Below are 20,621 nucleotides of genomic sequence, written 5' to 3'. Positions count from 1 at the left end.
ATGGAACTGAACGCAGATTTCAGCAAACGCACCGTCGTTCACGCAGCGGACATTCCCTGGAAACCCTCTCCCATGGCGGGCGTCGACCGCCGCATGCTCGACCGGATCGGAGATGAGGTGGCACGGGCGACGTCAATTGTCCGCTACGCCCCCGGCAGCCATTTTTCCGCGCACACCCACACCGGCGGCGAGGAGTTCTTTGTGCTGGAGGGCGTCTTCCAGGACGAGCACGGGGATTTTCCCGCAGGCACCTATGTTCGGAACCCGCCGACGACCAGCCATACCCCAGGCTCGGAAGAAGGCTGCGTGATCTTTGTGAAACTCTGGCAGTTTGACATGAACGACCGGAACCAGTTCCGCATTGACACCAATGGCGACGGCTATCTTCCGGTCGACGGCGCACCCGGTGTGACCCGCCTGATGCTGCACAGCGACGACGCGGAGGACGTCTCTACCGAGCACTGGGAGGCAGGCGCTTCTGTCATGCTTGATGCGCCGGATGGCATGGAGGTGCTGGTGCTGAGCGGCGGGTTTGAGGAAGGTAGCGAAACCTTTGCCAAAGATTCCTGGCTCCGCCTGCCGCGCGGATCGGAAACAACCGCGACCGCCGGCGCAGACGGCACAAAGGTCTGGATCAAACGGCGCCACCTGGCGCAACCGCCCAAAGCGCCCGCGACCTGAGATCAGCTTCCGGCACGGTAGGTGACCTGTCCGGAACAGAAAACCCGGCGCCGGAAGGCGCCGGGTTTTCTGCTGTGATTTTATGCTCGATTCAGCTGCGCGGTGTGTCTTCGTCTTCTTCCTCATCTGAAGAATCCGGCAGGTTGAAGAAGCTATCCGCATCCGAGAAGTCCGCTGCAGACTTTTCCTCTTCTGCGCTTTCATCGGCCGCTTCGCCCGACAGCGTAAAGGTCTCAAGACCTTCAATCGCTGTGGGGATTTTGGGTTCGGCATCCATACCGAGGCTCTGCTCGGTGCTGACCAGTTTGCGGCGTTCGTCATCACTCATGACCGGCGCATCCGCCTCTTTCTTGGCTGCAGCTTTCTGAACCGCCGCATCAAGTTCCGACTGCTTGCAAAGACCCAGCGCTACCGGGTCAATCGGCTGAATGTTGGCAATGTTCCAGTGGGTGCGTTCGCGGATCGCCTGGATGGTTGGTTTGGTTGTCCCGACAAGCTTGCTGATCTGACCGTCGGAGAGTTCCGGATGGAACTTGACCAGCCACAGGATCGACGCCGGACGGTCCTGGCGTTTGCTGAGCGGCGTGTACCGCGGACCACGGCGTTTCTGTTCGCCTTCGGCCGCAGCGTTATACTTCAGCTGCAGTTTGTGCAGCGGGTTGGACTGCGCTTTGTCGATCTCTTCCTGCGTCAGCTGGTTGTTGGCGATCGGGTCAAACCCTTTGACCCCCTGTGCCACATCACCATCCGCAATCCCCTGAACTTCCAGTTCATGCATGCCCACGAAATCAGCAATCTGTTTGAAACTGATTGTTGTATTGTCCACCAGCCAAACGGCTGTGGCCTTTGCCATGATCGGTTTTGCCATGTTCATTCTCCTGCGAATCCACTTGCCGGCCCACGTCTTTCCCATCGCCTGGAAGGGCGGTCCCGGAGGCCGGAACGGGTTACCATTGTGGGGGAACTTGGGGCGTATATAGTCGGCACAACGACATAAGGAAAGACCCAATGCGCAGCCTGCTTCTCTGGCTTATGATCCTTCTTGCGTCCGGTGCCGCAGCCCAGGACCGTTCAGGAGAATTTGATTACTATGTGATGGCCCTCAGCTGGTCGCCGAACTGGTGCAACCGCACAGGCGACGCACGCGGGTCACCGCAATGCGATCCCGGTAAAGGGCATGGCTGGATCCTGCACGGTCTGTGGCCGCAGTATGAGCGGGGCTATCCCGAATACTGCAACACGAACGAACGCCAGCCCTCCCGCCGGATGACATCCGACATGGCGGACATCATGGGCACGTCTGGGCTCGCCTGGCATCAGTGGAAAAAGCACGGCACCTGCTCCGGTCTTTCCGCGTCGGACTACTATGCCCTGTCACGGGAAGCTTACGGCACGGTGACCCGCCCGCCGGTGTTCCGGCGCCTGAAAGAGGCTGTGCGGTTACCGGCCTCTGTGGTCGAAGAAGCCTTTCTGCGCGACAACGACCTGCTCAGCGCTGATATGATCACGATCACCTGCAAACAGGGGCAGATTCAGGAAGCGCGGATCTGTCTGACCCGAACGCTGGAACCCCGTGTCTGCGGTGCCGACGTTTTGCGGGACTGCACCGCGAGAAGCGCCCTGTTCGATCCGCTCAGGTAATCCTCAGCACAATTTTTCCGATGTGGTCGGAACTTTCCATCCGGGCATGTGCCGCCGCCGCGTCTTCCAGCGCGAATTCCCGATCCATCACTGGCGCAACGGTGCCGGCTTCCAGCAGAGGCCATACCGCCTCGCGCAGTTCCTGAGCGATGCGTGCCTTGGCAAGGTCACTCTGCGGTCGCAGGGTACTGCCGGTCATGGTCAGCCGCCGGGTCATGAGCTGCGTGAAATTAACCTCGGCTTTCATGCCCCCCAGAAACGCGATCTGCACAAGCCGCCCGTCATCCGCCAGCGCTTTGAGATTTCGCGCAATATAATCACCCCCGACCATATCCAGGATCACATCGGCACCGCCTGCTGCGCGGACCTCTTTGACGAAATCTTCTGTGCGGTAGTTGATGGCAATCTCCGCACCCAGCGCACGGCAGGCCTCACATTTGGCGTCACTGCCGGCGGTCGTGAACACGCGCGCACCAAAAGCGCGGGCAAGCTGAACAGCTGTCGTTCCAATACCCGAAGACCCACCGTGCACCAGAAACCGTTCACCTGCTTTCAGGCCGCCACGCCCAAACACATTGGACCAGACTGTGAAAAACGTCTCTGGCAGACAGGCCGCCTCACGCAGCCCCATGCCCGATGGTACAGGCAGGCAATGCGCGGCCGGTGTCGCGACGTATTCAGCATAGCCCCCACCTGGCAGAAGAGCGCAGACCGCGTCACCCACCGACAGCCCGGCAACACCTTCACCAACCGCTGCAACCTCGCCAGAGGCCTCAAGGCCCGGCAGATCACTTGCGCCGGGCGGCGGATTGTAAAGACCCGCTCGTTGCAGCGCATCCGGGCGGTTCACCCCGGCAAAAGCGACCCGGATCACCACCTGGCCATAAGCGGGCACCGGGACAGGACGGGTCGTGGCTTTTAACACATCCGGCGCGCCGTGTTCCGAAATCTCTACTGCCCGCATGGTATCTTTCATGTGCGATGTCCTCTGTGTTCCGGCACTGTCGTAACAGCACCGGACCGCACTGAAAACCCGATGGAGGCCGCCGCTCAGCGGTGGGGCTCCGTCCACCTGCCCGGCAGGTCATCGCGCTGCATAGACTGCGGCGCACGGATTTTCCCCAGCAACCAGTCCGGACCGGACATCAGCCGGCTGAGCACCGGGCTTTTGCGCGCCTGAGCTTTGAGCTTTTCAATCTGCATTACATCCGCGATCCGGCGTTCCAGGAACGCGCGGGTCGCCATATGATCCGGACTGTCATCTCCCAGCCAGTAAAGCACCGTCGCAGACCAGACCCCACTCAGCGTTGCCCGCTTGGTGTACCAGTTCACGTCGTCTGACGTATCACCCAGAGCCGTCCAGATGGCATCAGCGGTTTCCCAGATCAGGCGCGCGCCGTCCGCTGTGTAAAGCGGCAGCGCAAACAACGTGGTGCCGCGGCGCACAGCTTCCTTGTCCTCTGCGACCTCAAGGCGGATCCAAACCGCTTCGGTTACCTTGTCGCGAAAGCGCATATCCGACATATCCATTCCGGCCAGACGGTCCCGCATGGCCGCATCCCCCCGACGGTGAAACGCCATTGCCAGATCAACGGCCCCGCGCGGGCAGGCCGAGCGGGCAACTTCGGGGGCAATATCCGCATCCCGAATCGCTGCCTTAAATGTGGCCTCTGACCAGCCGTCAAAGGGCACATGCATCAACGCTGCTTCCAGCAACTGCTCCCGGGCCGTCTCATAAGGTACTGTCACGTGGCACACTCCTTGACGCTTCGCACTGTGGTACTGGACAATATAGCTCCTCCTTGCTATATGCCCACTTCCTGCAAATCCTTGCAACTCAACTTAGAAAGGTGGTGAAAACCACATGCAGGTTAGTGTTCGCGACAATAACGTCGATCAGGCCCTCCGGGCTCTGAAGAAAAAGCTCCAGCGTGAAGGTGTCTTCCGTGAAATGAAGCTCAAGCAGCATTTCGAGAAGCCGTCCGAGAAAAAAGCACGCGAGAAAGCTGAAGCGATCCGCCGTGCCCGTAAACTGGCACGAAAAAAAGCCCAGCGCGAAGGGATGCTCTGAGCAGACCCGCCGCATTGGCGACGAAAACATCAGCCTCTGAGCGGGAACACCGCTCGGAGGCTTTTTTTGCTTTGGTCACGACAGCCAAAAGGACGATTTGCGCGACGAAGCTGCCGTTTGGGGGAACCTACCTACCCCGGCGGTCTTTCCAGTATCGGAAGACTTCATAGCCCAGACAGTAGGCAATGAATGTGCCAAATACGAAAAATCCGGTGACGCTGAAGAAGCGCTCTGGAACGCCAATAATCCAAAGGATTATCAGACAAGTGAGCAAACTCATACGGATCAATGTACTCTTCATGATGTTTCCCAAAGCCACAGAACGCTAAAAATTAGCCTGGTTAGCTCTAAGCACAAACTAAAATAGTTGCGTAGTCACTGAAGGCTCCAAGTCGCCTGTCGCCCGCGTCACACTGGCAGGGCCGTCGTTTTGAAAACGGTGCGCAGCGCAAAACTGGACTGCATCTGGGCCACGCCCGGCAGCCGGGCCAGATACTGGCGGTGTATCCGGGCAAAATCCTCGGTGTTTTCGGCCACGACCTTCAGCAGATAGTCCGCTGATCCGGCCATCAGGTGGCATTCCAGAACATCCGGGATACGCGCCACAGCCTTTTCAAAGGCATCCAGAACCTCGTCTGCCTGTGCCTGCAGCGTGATCTCGACGAAAACTGTCGTCGGCACACCCATTTTGCGCGCATCCAGCAGCGCCACATAGTCCTTGATATACTTCTCTTTCTCCAGCCTCTGCACCCGGCGGTGGCAGGCAGACGGTGAAAGATTGACTGCCTCGCTCAGGTCGGAATTGGACATGCGGCCTGATCGCTGAAGCGCTTCAAGGATACGTTTATCTGTCGCGTCGAGCGTCATATGCGCAAACTTCTTCTGTTACTGACTGGTTTTGTCGAAGACTATTCGGAGTTTGCACGCTAACGCGAGCCAAAAATCGTGCCGTCTTGCGCCTTTTGAGCTGTATTCATCCATCAAACGCCGGATTTGGAGGAGATCCCATGATTATTGGTTGCCCGAAAGAGATCAAACCACAGGAGTTCCGTGTTGGCATGACACCCAACGCGGCCCGCGAGGCCGTGGCACACGGGCATGAGGTACTGATTGAAACGCAGGCCGGAACGGGTGCGGGCTTTGAGGACAGCGACTATGTTGAAGCGGGCGCAACCATTGCCGCCACAGCCGCGGATGTCTTTGAACGCGCGGAAATGATCGTAAAGGTCAAAGAACCGCAGGCCGTCGAACGCGCCATGCTGCGAGAGGGCCAGGTTCTGTTCACCTATCTGCACCTGGCACCTGACCCGGAACAGACCCGTGACCTGCTGGCATCCGGCGCGACCTGCATCGCCTATGAAACGGTTACGGACGATCGTGGCGGGCTGCCGCTCCTGGCTCCGATGTCCGAGGTCGCAGGCCGGCTGGCGCCGCAGGTCGGTGCCTGGACGCTCCAGAAAGCGAACGGCGGTCGTGGCGTGCTGATGGGCGGTGTGCCCGGTCTGGGCCCTGCCCGAGTGGTCGTGATCGGTGGCGGCGTCGTCGGCACACATGCCGCGCGCATCGCTGCGGGTATGGGCGCGGATGTGACGGTCCTCGACCGGTCCCTGCCCCGCCTGCGGTATCTTGACGACGTCTTCAGCGGGCAGTTCCGGACCAGCTATGCTTCAGCCGGCAACACCATCGAACTGGCATGTGCTGCGGATATGATCATCGGCGCTGTGCTGATCCCCGGTGCCGAAGCACCGAAACTGATCAGCCGTGCACAACTGTCGGACCTAAAACCCGGCGCAGCACTTGTCGATGTTGCCATCGATCAGGGCGGGTGCTTCGAGACGTCGCGTGCAACCACGCACCAGGACCCCATCTATGACGTGGATGGCATCATGCACTACTGCGTGGCCAACATGCCGGGTGCTGTCGCCCGCACGTCCACGATCGCTCTGGGCAATGCCACCATGCCTTTCATGCTGGCCCTGGCCGACAAAGGGTGGAAGCAGGCATGCCAGGATGATCCGCACCTGCTCAATGGTCTGAACGTGCATGACGGCAAACTGACCTACTATGCCGTGGGCAAAGCGCTCGGGCTCGACGTTGTGTCCCCGTCACTGATCGTCAAAGGGTAGGCTGCTGCCCCCGGCCTGCGCCCCTCAAAGAGCGGGCGCAGGTGCTGCACCCGTGCTGCAGCAAATTCCGTGAAGGTGACCACCCTGCGTGTCCGCCTGAGATCCGCGTGGGTCAGTATCCACAGAGGCCGGTAGGGGATGAGCGGCAGCTTCCACAGCCGTTCCATCTCCGGTTCCGTGTCGCCCAGAAAGCAGGGAATGCGTGTTGCGCCAATCCCGGCCCGGACTCCAGCCAGCGCCGCATACATGTCATCCACGGTCATCGCGATACGCCGGTCCGGCCAGGCCTGCTTCAGAATATCCGGCGGCCCGGGCCAGTGTGCGAACCTTATCCAGTCGAGCGGAAGTGTCGGGTCGGCCCGCAGGCGACTGGCCTGCTCACGGCTGACATACACGGCAGCCGACTGCCCGGTGATACGGCGGCCCACAAGTGTCTCCGAAGGCTCATCCGAAATGCGGAAGGCAACATCCGCTTCGTGGGCGGTCAGATTCAGCTGTCGGTTCGCCGCGACAATCCGCAGGTCGATCTCCGGATACCGCCTGCAGAAGTCGCGCAGAATGGGCGCGAGCACCCGTTCGACCACAAGCTGCGGCGCAGTGATCGTGAGCGGCCCGCTCAGGCGCTGGTCGCGCGCACTCAGGCTCCGGCTGAGGTCATGCCCTGCGGCTTCCATTTTTTCTGCCGCACGCGCTGCCTCAAGACCGGCATCTGTCGGGCGGTATCCGGAAGCTGACCGGTCAAACAGACGGGCGCCCATGGCCTCCTCTGCCGCTGCAATCCTGCGCGATACAGTGGCGTGGTTGACCCGCAGCGCGCGGGCCGCCCCGCTGAGACCGCCGTTGCGCACGCACTCAAGCACATATCGAAGGTCATTCCAGTCGGTCATGCTGATCATTATTGCACAACTGTTTTGCAATGTTGACCTGTTTCCGCACAACCTGCTGCGCCGTATCGTGGCGGCAGAAATCGGAAAGGAACCATCATGACCACTTACGCCATTGCAACATTGCGCGTGAAAAACCCCGAAAAGCTCGCTGCCTACCGTGAAAAGGCGGCAGATGCGCTGGCCCGCCACGGTGGCAGCGTCGTTCAGGCCTCGACCGATCTGTCGCTGATCGAAGGGGCCGGCCCGCTCCCGGACGGCGTTGCTGTGCTGAGCTTTCCTGACCGCGACGCAGCGCATGCCTGGATCAACGACCCTGAACTCGCCGCGACTCATGCGCTCAGGACCGAGGGAGCCGATACTCAGATCGCATTGCTCTGAACAGGCCGCTGCGTGTCGGACCAGCAGGACCGCGCCCGACAGGCGCGGTTTCACTTTGTCGTTTATTGCCCGGCGGTTGCATGCCGATCTGCAGCGCCGGGCCGGCTGCTTCGCGCCGGGCGTCCAGAAATTCCGTGCCAGAACCCGCAAAATCGGGTTTAATCCCCGCACATATGTTCATTTATTGCGGGAAATAACGATGAAACAACGTAACACAATTTCCGCAGCGCTGGCCGCTGCGATGATGCTGACCAGCCCGGCGGTGGCCGATTCCAACCTTGGAGCCTTTGCCGTGGGCGCTGCCGTCGGGGCCATCGTCAATCAGCAGGTGAATAACAATAAAAAGAAGCAACAAACCGTTGTTCGCAAGAACTACTCCAACAGCTACCAGCGCCAGCAGAACCGCGAAGTGCAGTCCGCGCTGAACGCCTTTGGCTTTCCCGTAGGTGTCGTGGATGGCTCGCTGGGACGCCGGTCGCGCACCGCGATTGCAAACTATCAGGCCTATATGGGCTATCCTGCAACGGGGTATCTCGAAGAATACCAGCGCGTGTCACTGGTCTCGAGCCATCAGCGCCTTCAGGCCGGTGGTGGCAGCGCCTATCCTCAGGTGGTCGCGAACGAAGGTACGCAGGGGCTGCTGAAGGCTTTTGCAGACCCGAACTACGCCTCCAACCGGTATGGCGGTGGCACAGCACCCGCCACAACGACAACGGCTGCCGTTGCACCTCTGGCACCACTGGCGCTGAACAATACGCAGGCTGGTGCATCCATGGTCGGTCACTGCCGGGCTGTGAACACACAGACCGAAGCGAACGGCGTCATCCTCGCCAGCAATGTCACCAACCCGGATCAGGCGCTTGGGGAACAGTTCTGTGACGCCCGGGCCGATGCCATCCGCCAAAGCGACCTGCTGCGCGCATCGGTCGACCAGTCGGATGCACAGCTACGCGCCGGTTGCACACAGATCGCTGATGCAATGGTACCGGCCATTTCAGAAATCGCAACGCAGGGGGCCGCGTCCGTTGCCGTGACCGCTCAACAGACAGCAAATGCACTCTTCAGCGGCGATATGGCGACTGCGGCCGGGTACGGTCAAATCTGCCTCGGTCTGGGTTATCGTGAGGATGATGCAGCCATGGCGCTTGGCGCGGCAACGGTCATGCTCGCAACGGGCCGCGCGCCCTATGCCGAGTTCGTGGGCCACCATGTGCGCTGGGGTTTCGGCACAGATGCACCGCGCGGGTCATCGCTGGGCTGGTATGACACCGCCGTGACAGCAATGGACAATGGTGCGGAGCCCGCTGTGCTTCCCGCGAAGAAACGCGCCCGGAACGCGGTGATCCGCGCCTCCATCAGCACAGTTGCGCCACCGGCGCCGGTGCAGGCCCTTAGCGGAGGTGGCGCACTGCCGGCTCTGAACCTCAACAAAAACTGAGCCAGACAGATACGAAAAAAGCCCGCAGCTTCCGGCTGCGGGCTTTTTTGTTTTCAGAACTGAAAACTTCAGTCTTTTTTGGCAAGCGCGTCGCGGATTTCCAGCAGAACGTCCAGCTCGCTCGGACCTTTTGGCTCTTCCGGTGCCGCCTCTTCTTCTTTTTCAGCAGCTTCCTTGATCCGGTTCACCATCTTGACCAGCAGGAAAACAACAAAGGCCACAATGACGAAGTTGATCACCGCCATCACAAATTTACCGACAGCAAACACCGGCGCTCCGGCTTCGGTCGCAGCTTCAATGGAAGCATAGGTTTCTTCGCCCAGCACATAGAACCAGCCGGAGAAATCGATCCCACCGGTGAAAAGCGCAATGATCGGATTGATCAGATCGCCGACCAGTGATGTCACGATCGCCGTAAAGGCGGCACCGATGATAATACCAACGGCCATATCCATGACATTGCCCTTGGCGATAAAATTCTTGAATTCGTTGAGCATTGCTGTCCCTCGCACTGTTGCACGGCGCACAGTCTTCCGCTGTGCCCCCTGTGCGCGTGTTAACACATAACTGCGCGTGTACGAGACTGTTTTTACGGGGAAAGAAGACTAGCTTTACCCCGTATCACAACTCAGAGGAGACAGTCCCGATGGCTGATCTGTCCGCATTTCCGATCAACAACCGATGGCCGGCCAAAGACCCGTCCGTCCTTCAGCTCTATTCCTTTCCGACACCCAACGGGGTCAAAGTCTCTGTAGCGCTGGAAGAAATGGGCATTCCCTACGAGGCGCACACCGTTACGCTGGCCGATGCGGACGTCAAAAGCCCGGAGTTCCTGTCGCTCAACCCTAACAATAAAATTCCGGCCATCATCGACCCTGACGGTCCCGGCGGAGAACCGCTGACGCTCTTCGAGAGTGGTGCCATCCTGATCTATCTGGCGGAGAAAACCGGCAAACTGATCGGCACCAATGCCGCACAGAAGGCTCACATCATTCAGTGGGTCATGTTCCAGATGGGGGGTCTCGGCCCAATGCTGGGGCAGCTGGGCTTCTTCTGGAAATTTGCGGGCGCCGAGTATGAGGACAAACGTCCGCAACAGCGCTATGTCGCGGAAGCCAAACGCCTGCTGGGCGTGCTGGATCGTGAGCTTGAGGGCAAAGAGTGGATTGCCGGGGATTATTCGATTGCGGATATCGCCATTGCCCCGTGGATCAATGCACTGGACTTCTATGGCGCAAAAGACGCCGTCGGGTACGAAGATTTCAGGAACGTGGTGACTTACCGCGACCGGTTCTACGCCCGTCCGGCCGTGGACAAGGCCAAGAATATCCCCCACGCACACCAGCATAAAAAGGAAACGGCGGGTCAGAGACCCGCCGTTGTTCGTCCGGACAGTGAGACGTCTCAACCGGGCAGCTTACCCGTAAGCACATAGCGCAGGATTTCGACGACCTGGCGGGGTTCTTCGGCGACGGCAAGTGCAGCGGCATCGACTTCCTTGAGCGGATGCGCGTGCTCAGGTCCGTGCAGAATGATCAGCGATTTGCCCAGCGCGGAAGCATAGCCTGCATCAAATGCCGCATTCCACTGTTTGTATTTCTCACCGAAGCGCACGACCACCACGTCCGCATCAGCGATGCCCTTGCGGGTGCGGATGGCGTTGACCATCGCGCCCTTATGATCGTGCCAGTATTTGTTGTCCTCGGCTCCCAGAATGGCAACGCCACAGTCGTCGCTGGCATCGTGGTCCGTCACCGGACTGTCAAAGCTCACATCAAGCTCCGACGCGCCCTGCACGATCTGTTCACGCCAGTCGGTGTGGATTTCGCCCGACAGGTATACTTTCAGTGTCATCCCGTAGTCCTTTCAGAGGCCTGACGTCAGCCGCGAAGGCTGCCGCCGCTCGCTTTGGTCACCTTGTCGACGACCTTCGCGCTGACTGCCTCGATATCTTTTTCTGTCAGCGTCTGATCTTTTGGCTGCATCCGCACGGTCAGTGCGAGTGACTTCTTGCCCTCGCCCAGATTGCCCCCGACAAATTCGTCAAAGACCCGTACATCGGCGATCAGCGCCTTATCCGCCCCCATGGCGGCATTGATCAATGTAAGTGCCTCCACACCGGTATCCACCACAAAGGCAAAGTCCCGTTCAACCGCCTGAAGATCACTGATATCCAGCGCAGCCCGCGTCGCCCCGGACTTACGCGGCATCGGCACTTCGGCCGGCCAGAGCGTGAAGGCCATTGCCGGTCCTTTCACATCCATCGCCTCAAGCACACGGGGGTGCAGTTCACCAAAGACACCCAGCACCTTTTTAGGGCCAAGGCAGATCGTGCCATGCCGTCCCGGATGAAACCAGTCAGCGCCGTTGCGCATGATCTGAACACGCGCCGGGGCACCAATGGCCGCAAGCACAGCTTCGGCATCGGCTTTGACGTCGAAGACATCCACGGCCCGGTCTGAGCCATGCACATCCTTGGGCCCGCTGCGCCCGACCATCAGGCCGGTCACCTGCAATTGCTGTTCGCCCGGTTCACCACCGGTGAAGGCAGGCCCCACCTCGAACAGTGCCATATCTGCAAAACCACGCGCCTGGTTCCTGGCGGCCGCCTGCAACAGGCCCGGCAGCAGATCAGGACGCATATGGCTCATATCCGAGCTGATCGGGTTTTCCAGCCGCGTCACGTCATCTCCGCCGCCGAACAGGCTGGCAGAGGCCGCATCAATAAAGCTGTAGGTGACACATTCATTGTACCCCAGCGCCGCACAGGTCCGGCGCGCTATCGCTTCGCGCCGCTGCATCGGCAGCAGGATCGGCTTAGGCACCCCGTCGGTCAGACGTGGTAGCGGTTTACCCTGCAGTTTGGTCAGCGAGGCGATCCGCGCGACCTCTTCCACGAGGTCGGCCTCACCCTGCACGTCCGGCCGCCAGCTGGGCACATGCGCCATGTTGCCTTCAAGGATGAAGCCGAGCGACGTAAGCGTCTGGCGCTGTTCGCTTTCCGGGATCTCCATCCCGACCAGGGACTGCACGCGCGCCGCATCAAGCCGGTAGGCGCGGGAGGTGTCCGGAATTTTACCGGCAACAATCATTTCGGAGGCTTCACCACCGGCATGGTCGATGATCATCCGGGTCGCATGCTCGACGCCATAAGGGGTCCATTCAGGGTCCACACCCCGCTCAAAACGGTACCGCGCGTCCGAATTGATCTTGAGAGCGCGGCCCGTATAGGCGGTGCGTACCGGATCAAAATACGCGGCCTCCAGAAAGACATTCACGGTCTCTTCGGTACAGCCCGAAGTCATACCGCCCATAATCCCGCCGATGCTCTCGACGCCGTTTGCATCCGAAATCAGGGTCATCCCTTCTGAGAAGGTGTATTCCTTTTCATCCAGCGCCGTGAGTGTTTCACCACCCTTTGCGCGGTGCACCCGCAACGTGTTTCCGGCGATTTTGTCCGCGTCGAAAACGTGCAGTGGCCGGTTGCGGTCGTAGGTGAAGAAATTCGTCACATCGACCAGAAAACTGATCGGACGCAGGCCGATGGCGCGCAGTGCATCCTGCAGCCATGCCGGGCTGGGGCCGTTTTTGACGCCACGGATAACACGGCCATAAAACACCGGGCACTGCTCCAGCGTGTCGCCTTCGATGGTAACAGTGACCGGGCAGGGGAAGGTTCCTTCCACCGGCTCCGCATCGCGCTTTTTCAGGGTACCAAGACCCCGCGCCGCGAGATCGCGGGCAATACCACGCACGCCCAGCGCATCGGGGCGGTTTGGCGTGATGGCAATTTCGATCACCGGGTCCACTTTGGCCGGGTCGTTTTCGGCCAGCCAGTCAACGAAAGACTGCCCCACCTCGCCGGATGGCAGTTCGATGATGCCATTATGTTCGTCTGACAGCTCCAGCTCGCGCTCCGAGGCCATCATGCCAAAGCTCTCAACACCGCGGATTTTGCCGACACCGATGGTCGTATCAATGCCCGGCACGTAAACGCCCGGCTTGGCAATTACGACCGTGATGCCCTGACGTGCATTGGGCGCGCCACAGATGATCTGTTTCTGCCCCTCATCGGTGTCCACCTGGCACACGCGCAGGCGGTCCGCGTCGGGATGTTTCTCAGCCGACGCCACGTAGCCCAGCGTAAAATCCTTCAGCCGGGTGGCACGGTCCTCGACCCCCTCAACCTCGAGACCGAGATCAGTAAGGGCATAGAGGATCTCATCCAGCGTTGCCGATGTGTCCAGATGGTCTTTGAGCCAGGAAAGCGTGAATTTCATGGGATATCCGCCGGGTCTTTATGTGTCCGCGCCCTGATAGACCAAAGACGGGCGGGGGAAAACCCATTGCTGGCGGTCAGGGGTAGCTGGGAGGCAACCCAAGCATCTGATCCAGCTGTCGCGCGATCCAGCCGTGCGGAATAAAGTGCCCGCCGGGATGGATATCCAGGCTGACATCACCGTCCGGGCAATCCCAGGTCGTGCGCTGAAAGGTCAGGAAATCCCGCGCATTCCACGCGCCTTCCGCAATGCCAGCGCCACACCCGTATTTCTGCCGCCACAGATATACCGGAAACTCCGTGTCGCCGCCGGGTCCATAGGGGAAATCAAGCACCTGGTCACCCAGTCCATACACCTGACGGACCTCGCCCGGCGCGGTGCTGCAGTCTTCGTTCTGGGGCAATGTGCCGGAGATCGCCAGCAGCGCCGCGATATCGGCACCATCTTCGCAGACAAAGCGCCAGGCCATGTTGCTGCCCCAGGAATACCCCGAGACAAAGATCTGATCATCCAGCACGGGATATGTGGCACGCACATCCTCCAGAACGGCTCGGGCAAAGGCCACATCCGGGGTGCCGGCCCGCCAGAAATCCCAGCTGCGCCCCAGCCCGTTCGGCGCCACCAGCAAAACGCCCCGCCGCCGCGTCGCACCGGAAATACGCTGGTGCTGGACGATCAGCGTGCCCTGCCGCTGCCAGCCATGAAAGTGCAGCAGCACCGGCATCGGTGTCTCGCCATCCCAGTCATCCGGAATCCTGACGTGATAGCTGCGGTCCCCGATCTCGCAGGGCGTCTGATCAATACAGCCGTCTTTCCAGGGGCCCATGGCGAACGCACCCGGGGCCGTCATCATCAACGCGGCGATGGCATAGAGAATTCTTTTCATGATCCGCACTGTAGCGTGCGCAGGCGGGCTGTCACCTCACAAGATGATGATGCCTCAGAGACTGCGCAACCAGTTGCGGATCTCCGTCATTCTGACGTTCGCCTGCATGTCCGAAAACCGCACGCCAAGCCGCTCTGCCGCAGCAGACGAGGTATCCGCCACCGCCAGATCCTGTGCGGCGCTCTGTGCAAGCAGGCCCCAGTCTCCGACCCGCGCACCAATAAACGGCAGGCTGTATTCCGGATTATACTGCATACCCCAGAATCTCACGCCATCGCGTTCAAAGGCCATGGCCTGCACGGGCGAATGATCATTGGTGGCCAGAATAACGGCCCCTTCGGGCACGCGGACAACTTCGTCGCGGTGCACGCAGGGCACGGCGTAACCATCTGTGCGCCCGGCCAGCAGCGGATGTGTGCGCCCCTCAGGCGTCAGACGGATCTCTTTTGCCAGCCCATCCTCGCGCCCGTTCGGTGAAGGCTGCGATGCGCCCCCCAGAACAGACGCTGCCAGCTGAAACCCGTTGCAGGACCCAAGTGTCGGCACACCCGCGGCAAACACCTGCCGCATCGCACGGGCAAGCGGCGCGGCGCGGGCGTCGTCCGTTGTCCATTCCACCGCAGAGCCGGTGAAAACCGCACCATCAAATTCTTTCAGGGGTGGCAGGGTGTCACCATCGTAGGGCGCAACAACAGTGGGGTCACAAGAAGCGTCGACGGCCCGCAGGGCCTTTGCGTACCCTTCGCCGGTGGTTTCACCATAGCTGGCACGCTTCTGGTCATTTATCTCGGCCGGGTCATTATCGACCACCAGAATTTTCAGTGCCACCGGGTGTTCTCCCTGGTTCAGCGCGGTCGTGGAAGAGCGCCTCAGGCACCTCCGCTCAGCGGTTCAGCCCACCATGCAGCGTTGGCTGGTCAAGGCTTGCAAAACCGTAGTGACGCAACCAGCGCAGGTCACTGTCAAAGAACGCGCGCAAGTCAGGAACGCCGTATTTCAGCATCGCGATGCGGTCGATCCCCATGCCAAAGGCAAACCCCTGCCATTCATCAGGATCAATACCACCTGCTTTCAGAACCTTGGGGTGCACCATGCCGGAGCCCAAGACTTCCATCCAGTCGTCGCCTTCCCCGATCCGCAACTGCCCGTCGATCCAGGAACACTGGATATCCACTTCTGCAGAGGGTTCCGTGAACGGGAAGTGTGACGCCCGGAAACGCGTCCTGATCCCCTCGATCCCGAAGAACGCCGAGAAGAATTCCTCAAGCACCCACTTCAGGTTCGCCATGGAGATGTCTTTGTCGATAGCCAGCCCTTCGACCTGGTGGAACATGGGCGTATGCGTCTGGTCATAATCCGCGCGGTACACACCGCCCGGGCAGATGATACGCAGCGGTGCGCCGCGCTCTTCCATCGTGCGGATCTGCACCGGCGACGTATGGGTCCGAAGCACATGCGGTGGCCGGTTATCGCCTTCGGCCCGCGCCATGTAGAATGTGTCCATCTCGGCCCGTGCAGGGTGATGGCCCGGAATGTTCAGGGCATCAAAGTTGTACCAGTCCGTGTCAATCCGGGGACCTTCGGCAACCGAAAATCCCATCTCGCCAAAGATGGCGGTGACCTCTTCGGTGACCTGACTGACCGGGTGTATGGTGCCCGCGCGGCTGGCCCGTACCGGAAGCGTTACATCGAGCCATTCCGTGCGCAGACGCTCATCAAGCGCTGCATCTGCAAGACCCGCCTTGCGCGCGGCCAGTGCGGAATTGATCTCGTTCTTCAGAGCATTGAGGGCAGGCCCGGCGACCTGGCGCTCTTCGGGCGTCATCCTGCCCAGTTCGCGCATCTTCAGAGAGATTTCACCCTTCTTGCCCACAGCCTCGACACGGATGGCTTCAAGCGCATTCTCGTCTTCGGCACCGGCAATGCGGGTGAGGTATTTCTGCTTGAGATCGTCCATCTCTGCCTCGTTCTTCAGTCTGCGCCGGTGCTAGCAGAATGAACGATGATTGCAAGAGTGAGGTCAGCAGGCAGGCCGCTGCCGGTTTCCAGGCTACCTCAGGTCCAGGGGGCATCAACAATGACGCAATTACTTCAAAATCTGTGGCCTTGTTCGCCGGATTTGGCCTGACCCCGCAGAAATTCGGCGCATTCCGCGGCGCTACAGATCCAAAATAACACATTAACCTCAATTTCTGCCTTTTATACGTCATCCAGCCTATGATAGCATTTGCAAAAAAGAAAACCGGCCGGGCGAGCGGCGTCACTGGCACAGTGATGTTCCGCCCGGAAACCGGAGCCGGGAGGGATACACAATGGTCGGCCGCAAGCGGGCGCGCATCAGCGATATCATGCGCATGACGGGACTTTCACGGTCAACCGTGGACCGCGTGCTGAATGAAAGACCGGGCGTCAAGGAAAAGACCCGGAAACAGATCGAACAGGCCATTGCTGAACTGGGATACGCTCCCAGCTCACTCTCTCTGCATCAGGCAGCACAGACCGCCCGGATTGAGGTTTTTCTGCCCGAGGGCACCAATCCCTTCTTCGCACATCTGCGCAGCGGAATTGACGCTGCTGCGAACGATGCTGCTGAACAGGGTGTGGACCTGCGCATCAGCGGCTTTGATCCTTATCGGCCGGAAACCATTGTGGAACGGCTGAGTGCTGTGAACGGCCATACGACAGCGGTGATCACCGTTGGCGTCGACAACCACGAAGCTGGTCTGGCCATCAATAATCTGGCTGACCGGGGTATCCGCGTTGTGACCATTGTGTCGGATGTGCCGATGTCCCGGCGGTCCGCTTATGTCGGTCAGGATAACTTTGTTGCAGGCCGTACCGCCGGGCAGCTGATGGCCAGTCTGGTTCCACCCGGGCCGGGCCGCGTCGCTGTGCTGATCGGTCATCCGCAGTTCCGCCATCTTCTGGATCGTCAGTCTGGTTTCCAGCAGGCGCTGGCGATCAGCAGGCCCGAGCTGGGCGTGCAGGCATGCCATCCTTACGGCGCTGACCCGGAACAGGCGGCAGCCATCGTGCGGGACCTCATGAAAGATGCCCGCAACCTGCGCGGCGTCTATCTGGCCGGTGGCGGTCAGCCCTATCTGATTGACGCGCTGCGGGTGACGAGGGGCACCCAGCCGGTTGTGATCGGCCATGAGGTTTCAGATGCAAGCCGGGCCGCGCTGCGCAACGGAACTTACCGCCTTGTGGTAGCCCATGACGTCGACGAACTGGGAAAAAAGGCAGTGAACACCGCGCTGGACCGGAGCATTTTTGGCGCACAGCAATGCGGCGTGAACATTTTTATCGCAGAAAACCTGCCGGCTGTCTGAACAGAGATTGCTGCCTTACCGCAGGACGGACCGCAGGAATTCCTTGGTGCGCGGCACGCGGGGGTCGAAAAAATCTGCTCAGGCGGGCCTTCTTCGACGATCACACCGCCATCCATGAAACAGACCCGGTCAGCCAGCTCGCGCGCGAACCCCATTTCATGCGTCGCCAGCAACATTGTCATGCCTTCCCCGCGCAGTTGTCGCAGCACCGCCAGCACTTCGCCCACCAGTTCCGGATCAAGTGCTGCTGTGATCTCATCGAAGAGCATGATTTCCGGCCGCATCGCCAGCGCCCGGATCACAGCAACCCGCTGCTGCTGGCCGCCGGACAGCTGGTCAGGGTACTTGCGCATATGCGCGGCCAGCCCGAACCGCTCAAAAAGGGCGGTGGCGCGCGCCTCCAGCGCGGCACCATCCTCGCCCAGCACACGCCGTGGTGCCAGCAGAACGTTCTCAAGCGCCGACATATGCGGAAACAGATTGTATGACTGAAAGACGATCCCGATCCGCCGGCGCACGGGCCCCAGATCGATCCCTGGCTCCGAGATGTCTTCCCCTTCCAGCAGAACGGCGCCATCGTCGATGGTCTCCAGCTGGTTGATACACCGCAGCAGCGTCGATTTTCCCGACCCCGAAGCTCCGATCAGGCAGATCATCTCGCCTTCAGACACACTCAGATCAATGCCGCGCAGCACGTGGTTACTGTCAAAAGACTTCTGTACGCCACGCAGGGTGAGTTTAGCTTCTGGCATTGCGGTCCCGGTTCAGCAGATAATCGGCGTACCGCGTCGCCGGCACAGTCACGAGCAGAAAGATCACGGCAGCCACAACATAGGGCGTGAAATTGGCCAGCAGGCTTTTGTAGATGCCCGCCTGCCGCAGAATTTCCACCGGCCCGATAAATGACAGCAGCGCCACATCCTTCTGCAGCGCCACCAGCATGTTCATATTGGCCGGAACCACACGGCGCACGGCCTGCGGCAGGATCACATAACGCATCGTATCGCGCTCGCTGAGCCCCAGGCAGACGGCAGCATTACGCTGGCTGGCATGTATGCTTTCAATGCCTGACCTAAGAACCTCTGCCACATAGGCCGAATAGGTCAGAACCAGCGCGACGGTTCCCCAGATGTAAGGGCTGTTCCAGGAGCGTGGCAGCCCCAGGCCGGGGATGCCGAAACCGATAAGATAAATGGTCAGAACGACCGGCACGCCCCGGAAAATATCCACATAGACCGCGCCAAAAATCCGCAGCGGAAAGAGTGCGGGCGAGCGTGCCCCCCGCGCCAGCGCGATGGCCAGACCCAGCATCATGATCAGCGGCACCGACCAGGCAAAGATCATCACGTCGATCAGAAAAGCCTTCAGCAGGGTCGGAAAAGTATCGACGAACACCTGACCATCGAAAAAGCTGGCCCTGACCGCAGGCCAGCCGGGAGCAAACGGCACCAGCAGGATGATCGCCGCGATGGCGACAAACGTACTGATGCCCGCGACGGTCAGCGACCTGCGCCGCTGTGCCGCCTCATATGCCTGTCTGCGGTTCATCGCTTTACCGGATCAGCGGGACACCCGTTGCTTCCTGAAGCCATTCGGCTTCGATCGCCGCAAGACTGCCGTCTGATTTCATCGCATCCAGCGCCGCATCAACACATTCCTTGAGCGCCGAGCCTTCGGGCATCAGCGCGCCGAAATGATCGGGGTTGTCAGACTCATCTGCGGGGAACTGACCCAGCACCTGACCGCCTTCCAGCACTACGGCCGACAGATAAAGCGCGGTCGGCAGATCAAAAAGCGCCGCATCAACCTGACCAGCCTTCATCGCTTCTACCACGTTGGCATTGTCATCGTAGATCAGCGGGTTGCTGTCGGGCGCGATGGTTTTGATGATCACCGGCAGCGCCGTGGTGGAAGCCACCACGCCCCACTGCAGACCCTTCAGCGTCTCCATATCGGCAGACAGACCATCAGCGCCACGCACCAGAACCGCCATTGGCGCTGTGTAGTAAGGCTCTGAAAAGTCGACAACCTTATCGCGGGCTTCAGTGATCGAGAACTGCTGCATGTTCAGGTCGAAATCCTTGGCGCCCGGCTGGATCGCCTGATCAAAGGAGGTGCGCGTCCAGACCACGTCCGCCGCATCAAATCCCATCTGAGCCGCCAGCGCATAGGCCACTGCCGCCTCAAATCCTTTCCCCGCCTCAGGCGCATCGTCCAGCACCCAGGGGTAATAAGCCGGGTTGCCAGTCGCGACAGTCAGCTTGCCCTCTGCCAGCGTCTTTCCGTCAGAACAGCTTTGCGCGGCCGCAGCACCCGCCAGAGAGGCCGCCATCAGCCCCGCGGTTACAGTCGTTTTCCACATGATCCATTACTCCCCGGGTTTGATTGTTTCCCGGATTTATCGCGCTCCGGGACGTGACACGCAAGCGCGAACCGATGCCGGTACGGGTTTGCGCGGGGAGTGCCGCGCAATTCAGCTTTTGTCAGACGGCATCCGTTCAACCGGGCCGCCCTGCTCTTCCCACGTAGAAAACCCCTCTTTGAGGTGGGCCGCCTCAAATCCCATGTCCTGAAGCGTCGCAACCGTCAGCGCAGAGCGCCAGCCGGACGCACAGTGGAAAACGTATTTGCGGCCACCGGCGAACTCTTCCTTGAAGTAGGGGCTTTTGGGATCAACCCAGAACTCGATCATGCCGCGCGGGGCATGGAAACTGCCCGGGATGAACCCGCTGCGCTGGCGCTCGCGCACGTCACGGATATCAACGATCAGCACGTCGTCCCGCCCGACCATGGCAATGGCATCCGCCGTCTCGACCTCTTCGACCCGCGCCCGGGCCTCCGCAACCATTTCTGCGGAAGATCTGATGTGACCAGCCATGACAATTCCTTTCGCTGTCCTCG

22 protein-coding genes and 1 pseudogene are annotated in these 20,621 nt (G+C 60.3%); 8 read left to right on the top strand and 15 right to left on the bottom strand.

What is annotated here, in order from left to right:
* The gene (locus tag ACZ1HA_RS19050) at positions 1-681 is read left to right on the top strand and encodes a cupin domain-containing protein (protein WP_472715016.1); all 681 of its coding nucleotides are present in this window, start codon (positions 1-3) and stop codon (positions 679-681) included.
* A gap of 91 nt (positions 682-772) precedes the next feature.
* Here ACZ1HA_RS19050 and ACZ1HA_RS19045 read toward each other — a convergent pair whose 3' ends face one another.
* Positions 773-1,549: a DUF1013 domain-containing protein gene (locus ACZ1HA_RS19045; RefSeq protein ID WP_472715015.1), complete on the bottom strand. Its 777-nt coding sequence runs from the start codon at positions 1,547-1,549 to the stop codon at positions 773-775.
* 140 nt (positions 1,550-1,689) lie between these two features.
* Here ACZ1HA_RS19045 and ACZ1HA_RS19040 point away from each other — a divergent pair, with 140 nt between their 5' ends.
* Positions 1,690-2,322, top strand: coding sequence for a ribonuclease T2 family protein (locus tag ACZ1HA_RS19040; RefSeq protein ID WP_472715014.1), 633 nt, complete (start codon positions 1,690-1,692; stop codon positions 2,320-2,322).
* Here the strand turns inward: ACZ1HA_RS19040 and ACZ1HA_RS19035 are convergent.
* Both ACZ1HA_RS19035 and ACZ1HA_RS19030 read right to left on the bottom strand, forming a co-directional pair.
* Positions 2,315-3,298, bottom strand: a complete 984-nt coding sequence (locus ACZ1HA_RS19035; protein ID WP_472715013.1) for an NAD(P)H-quinone oxidoreductase — start codon at positions 3,296-3,298, stop codon at positions 2,315-2,317. The two genes, ACZ1HA_RS19040 and ACZ1HA_RS19035, sit on opposite strands and share 8 nt — an antisense overlap.
* A gap of 74 nt (positions 3,299-3,372) precedes the next feature.
* The gene (locus ACZ1HA_RS19030; protein ID WP_472715012.1) at positions 3,373-4,071 is read right to left on the bottom strand and encodes a COQ9 family protein; all 699 of its coding nucleotides are present in this window, start codon (positions 4,069-4,071) and stop codon (positions 3,373-3,375) included.
* A 115-nt stretch (positions 4,072-4,186) separates the two neighbouring features.
* On the opposite strand from ACZ1HA_RS19030, the gene rpsU reads away from it, so the two are divergent.
* Positions 4,187-4,393, top strand: a complete 207-nt coding sequence (gene rpsU, locus ACZ1HA_RS19025) for a 30S ribosomal protein S21 (RefSeq protein ID WP_008207378.1) — start codon at positions 4,187-4,189, stop codon at positions 4,391-4,393.
* 408 nt (positions 4,394-4,801) lie between these two features.
* On the opposite strand, the gene ACZ1HA_RS19020 is transcribed toward rpsU, so the two are convergent.
* Positions 4,802-5,260: an Lrp/AsnC family transcriptional regulator gene (locus ACZ1HA_RS19020; RefSeq protein WP_375229131.1), complete on the bottom strand. Its 459-nt coding sequence runs from the start codon at positions 5,258-5,260 to the stop codon at positions 4,802-4,804.
* Between the two features lie 140 nt (positions 5,261-5,400).
* Between ACZ1HA_RS19020 and ald the strand changes: the two genes are divergently transcribed.
* On the top strand, positions 5,401-6,519 hold the full coding sequence (gene ald / locus ACZ1HA_RS19015; protein ID WP_472715011.1) for an alanine dehydrogenase: 1,119 nt from the start codon (positions 5,401-5,403) through the stop codon (positions 6,517-6,519).
* Here the strand turns inward: ald and ACZ1HA_RS19010 are convergent.
* Positions 6,456-7,406, bottom strand: a complete 951-nt coding sequence (locus ACZ1HA_RS19010; protein ID WP_472715010.1) for a LysR family transcriptional regulator — start codon at positions 7,404-7,406, stop codon at positions 6,456-6,458. The genes ald and ACZ1HA_RS19010 overlap by 64 nt on opposite strands.
* A 96-nt stretch (positions 7,407-7,502) precedes the next feature.
* Between ACZ1HA_RS19010 and ACZ1HA_RS19005 the strand changes: the two genes are divergently transcribed.
* Both ACZ1HA_RS19005 and ACZ1HA_RS19000 read left to right on the top strand, forming a co-directional pair.
* On the top strand, positions 7,503-7,784 hold the full coding sequence (locus ACZ1HA_RS19005; RefSeq protein WP_472715009.1) for a DUF1330 domain-containing protein: 282 nt from the start codon (positions 7,503-7,505) through the stop codon (positions 7,782-7,784).
* Positions 7,785-7,983: 199 nt separating this feature from the next.
* The gene (locus ACZ1HA_RS19000; RefSeq protein WP_472715008.1) at positions 7,984-9,222 is read left to right on the top strand and encodes a peptidoglycan-binding domain-containing protein; all 1,239 of its coding nucleotides are present in this window, start codon (positions 7,984-7,986) and stop codon (positions 9,220-9,222) included.
* A gap of 68 nt (positions 9,223-9,290) precedes the next feature.
* Here ACZ1HA_RS19000 and mscL read toward each other — a convergent pair whose 3' ends face one another.
* Entirely contained in the window at positions 9,291-9,719 is a 429-nt protein-coding gene (gene mscL, locus ACZ1HA_RS18995; RefSeq protein ID WP_472715007.1) for a large conductance mechanosensitive channel protein MscL, read from the bottom strand.
* Between the two features lie 149 nt (positions 9,720-9,868).
* Here mscL and ACZ1HA_RS18990 point away from each other — a divergent pair, with 149 nt between their 5' ends.
* Positions 9,869-10,657, top strand: coding sequence for a glutathione S-transferase family protein (locus ACZ1HA_RS18990; RefSeq protein ID WP_472715006.1), 789 nt, complete (start codon positions 9,869-9,871; stop codon positions 10,655-10,657).
* Here ACZ1HA_RS18990 and ACZ1HA_RS18985 read toward each other — a convergent pair.
* The 5 genes from ACZ1HA_RS18985 to pheS form a co-directional block, all read right to left on the bottom strand.
* On the bottom strand, positions 10,627-11,076 hold the full coding sequence (locus ACZ1HA_RS18985; protein ID WP_375229139.1) for a YtoQ family protein: 450 nt from the start codon (positions 11,074-11,076) through the stop codon (positions 10,627-10,629). The genes ACZ1HA_RS18990 and ACZ1HA_RS18985 overlap by 31 nt on opposite strands.
* Positions 11,077-11,102: 26 nt before the next feature.
* On the bottom strand, positions 11,103-13,502 hold the full coding sequence (pheT, locus tag ACZ1HA_RS18980; protein ID WP_472715005.1) for a phenylalanine--tRNA ligase subunit beta: 2,400 nt from the start codon (positions 13,500-13,502) through the stop codon (positions 11,103-11,105).
* Positions 13,503-13,578: 76 nt separating this feature from the next.
* A complete protein-coding gene (locus ACZ1HA_RS18975; RefSeq protein WP_472715004.1) occupies positions 13,579-14,388 on the bottom strand; it encodes a CE1 family esterase in 810 nt (269 codons plus the stop codon).
* A 54-nt stretch (positions 14,389-14,442) separates the two neighbouring features.
* Positions 14,443-15,216: a type 1 glutamine amidotransferase gene (locus ACZ1HA_RS18970; protein ID WP_472715003.1), complete on the bottom strand. Its 774-nt coding sequence runs from the start codon at positions 15,214-15,216 to the stop codon at positions 14,443-14,445.
* Between the two features lie 55 nt (positions 15,217-15,271).
* Positions 15,272-16,345 (bottom strand): phenylalanine--tRNA ligase subunit alpha, encoded by a 1,074-nt coding sequence (pheS, locus tag ACZ1HA_RS18965; protein ID WP_472715002.1) that lies wholly within the window; start codon positions 16,343-16,345, stop codon positions 15,272-15,274.
* 355 nt (positions 16,346-16,700) lie between these two features.
* Between pheS and ACZ1HA_RS18960 the strand changes: the two genes are divergently transcribed.
* Positions 16,701-17,720, top strand: coding sequence for a LacI family DNA-binding transcriptional regulator (locus tag ACZ1HA_RS18960; protein WP_472715001.1), 1,020 nt, complete (start codon positions 16,701-16,703; stop codon positions 17,718-17,720).
* Between the two features lie 15 nt (positions 17,721-17,735).
* Here ACZ1HA_RS18960 and ACZ1HA_RS18955 read toward each other — a convergent pair.
* The 4 genes and pseudogenes from ACZ1HA_RS18955 to ACZ1HA_RS18940 all read right to left on the bottom strand — a co-directional run bounded on the left by ACZ1HA_RS18955 (position 17,736) and on the right by ACZ1HA_RS18940 (position 20,598).
* A pseudogene (locus ACZ1HA_RS18955) lies at positions 17,736-18,472 on the bottom strand (amino acid ABC transporter ATP-binding protein).
* Positions 18,459-19,268: an amino acid ABC transporter permease gene (locus ACZ1HA_RS18950; RefSeq protein ID WP_472715000.1), complete on the bottom strand. Its 810-nt coding sequence runs from the start codon at positions 19,266-19,268 to the stop codon at positions 18,459-18,461. The pseudogene ACZ1HA_RS18955 and the gene ACZ1HA_RS18950 overlap by 14 nt, the downstream one beginning before the upstream one ends.
* Before the next feature lie 4 nt (positions 19,269-19,272).
* Positions 19,273-20,082, bottom strand: a complete 810-nt coding sequence (locus ACZ1HA_RS18945; protein ID WP_472714999.1) for an ABC transporter substrate-binding protein — start codon at positions 20,080-20,082, stop codon at positions 19,273-19,275.
* 111 nt (positions 20,083-20,193) lie between these two features.
* Positions 20,194-20,598, bottom strand: a complete 405-nt coding sequence (locus ACZ1HA_RS18940; protein ID WP_472714998.1) for a rhodanese-like domain-containing protein — start codon at positions 20,596-20,598, stop codon at positions 20,194-20,196.
* Positions 20,599-20,621: the final 23 nt, after the last annotated feature.

It is taken from the genome of Roseobacter sp. S87 (assembly GCF_055693285.1).
The sequence above is the reverse complement of the archived record's forward strand: the minus strand, read 5'-3'. Positions and strand labels throughout refer to the sequence as shown.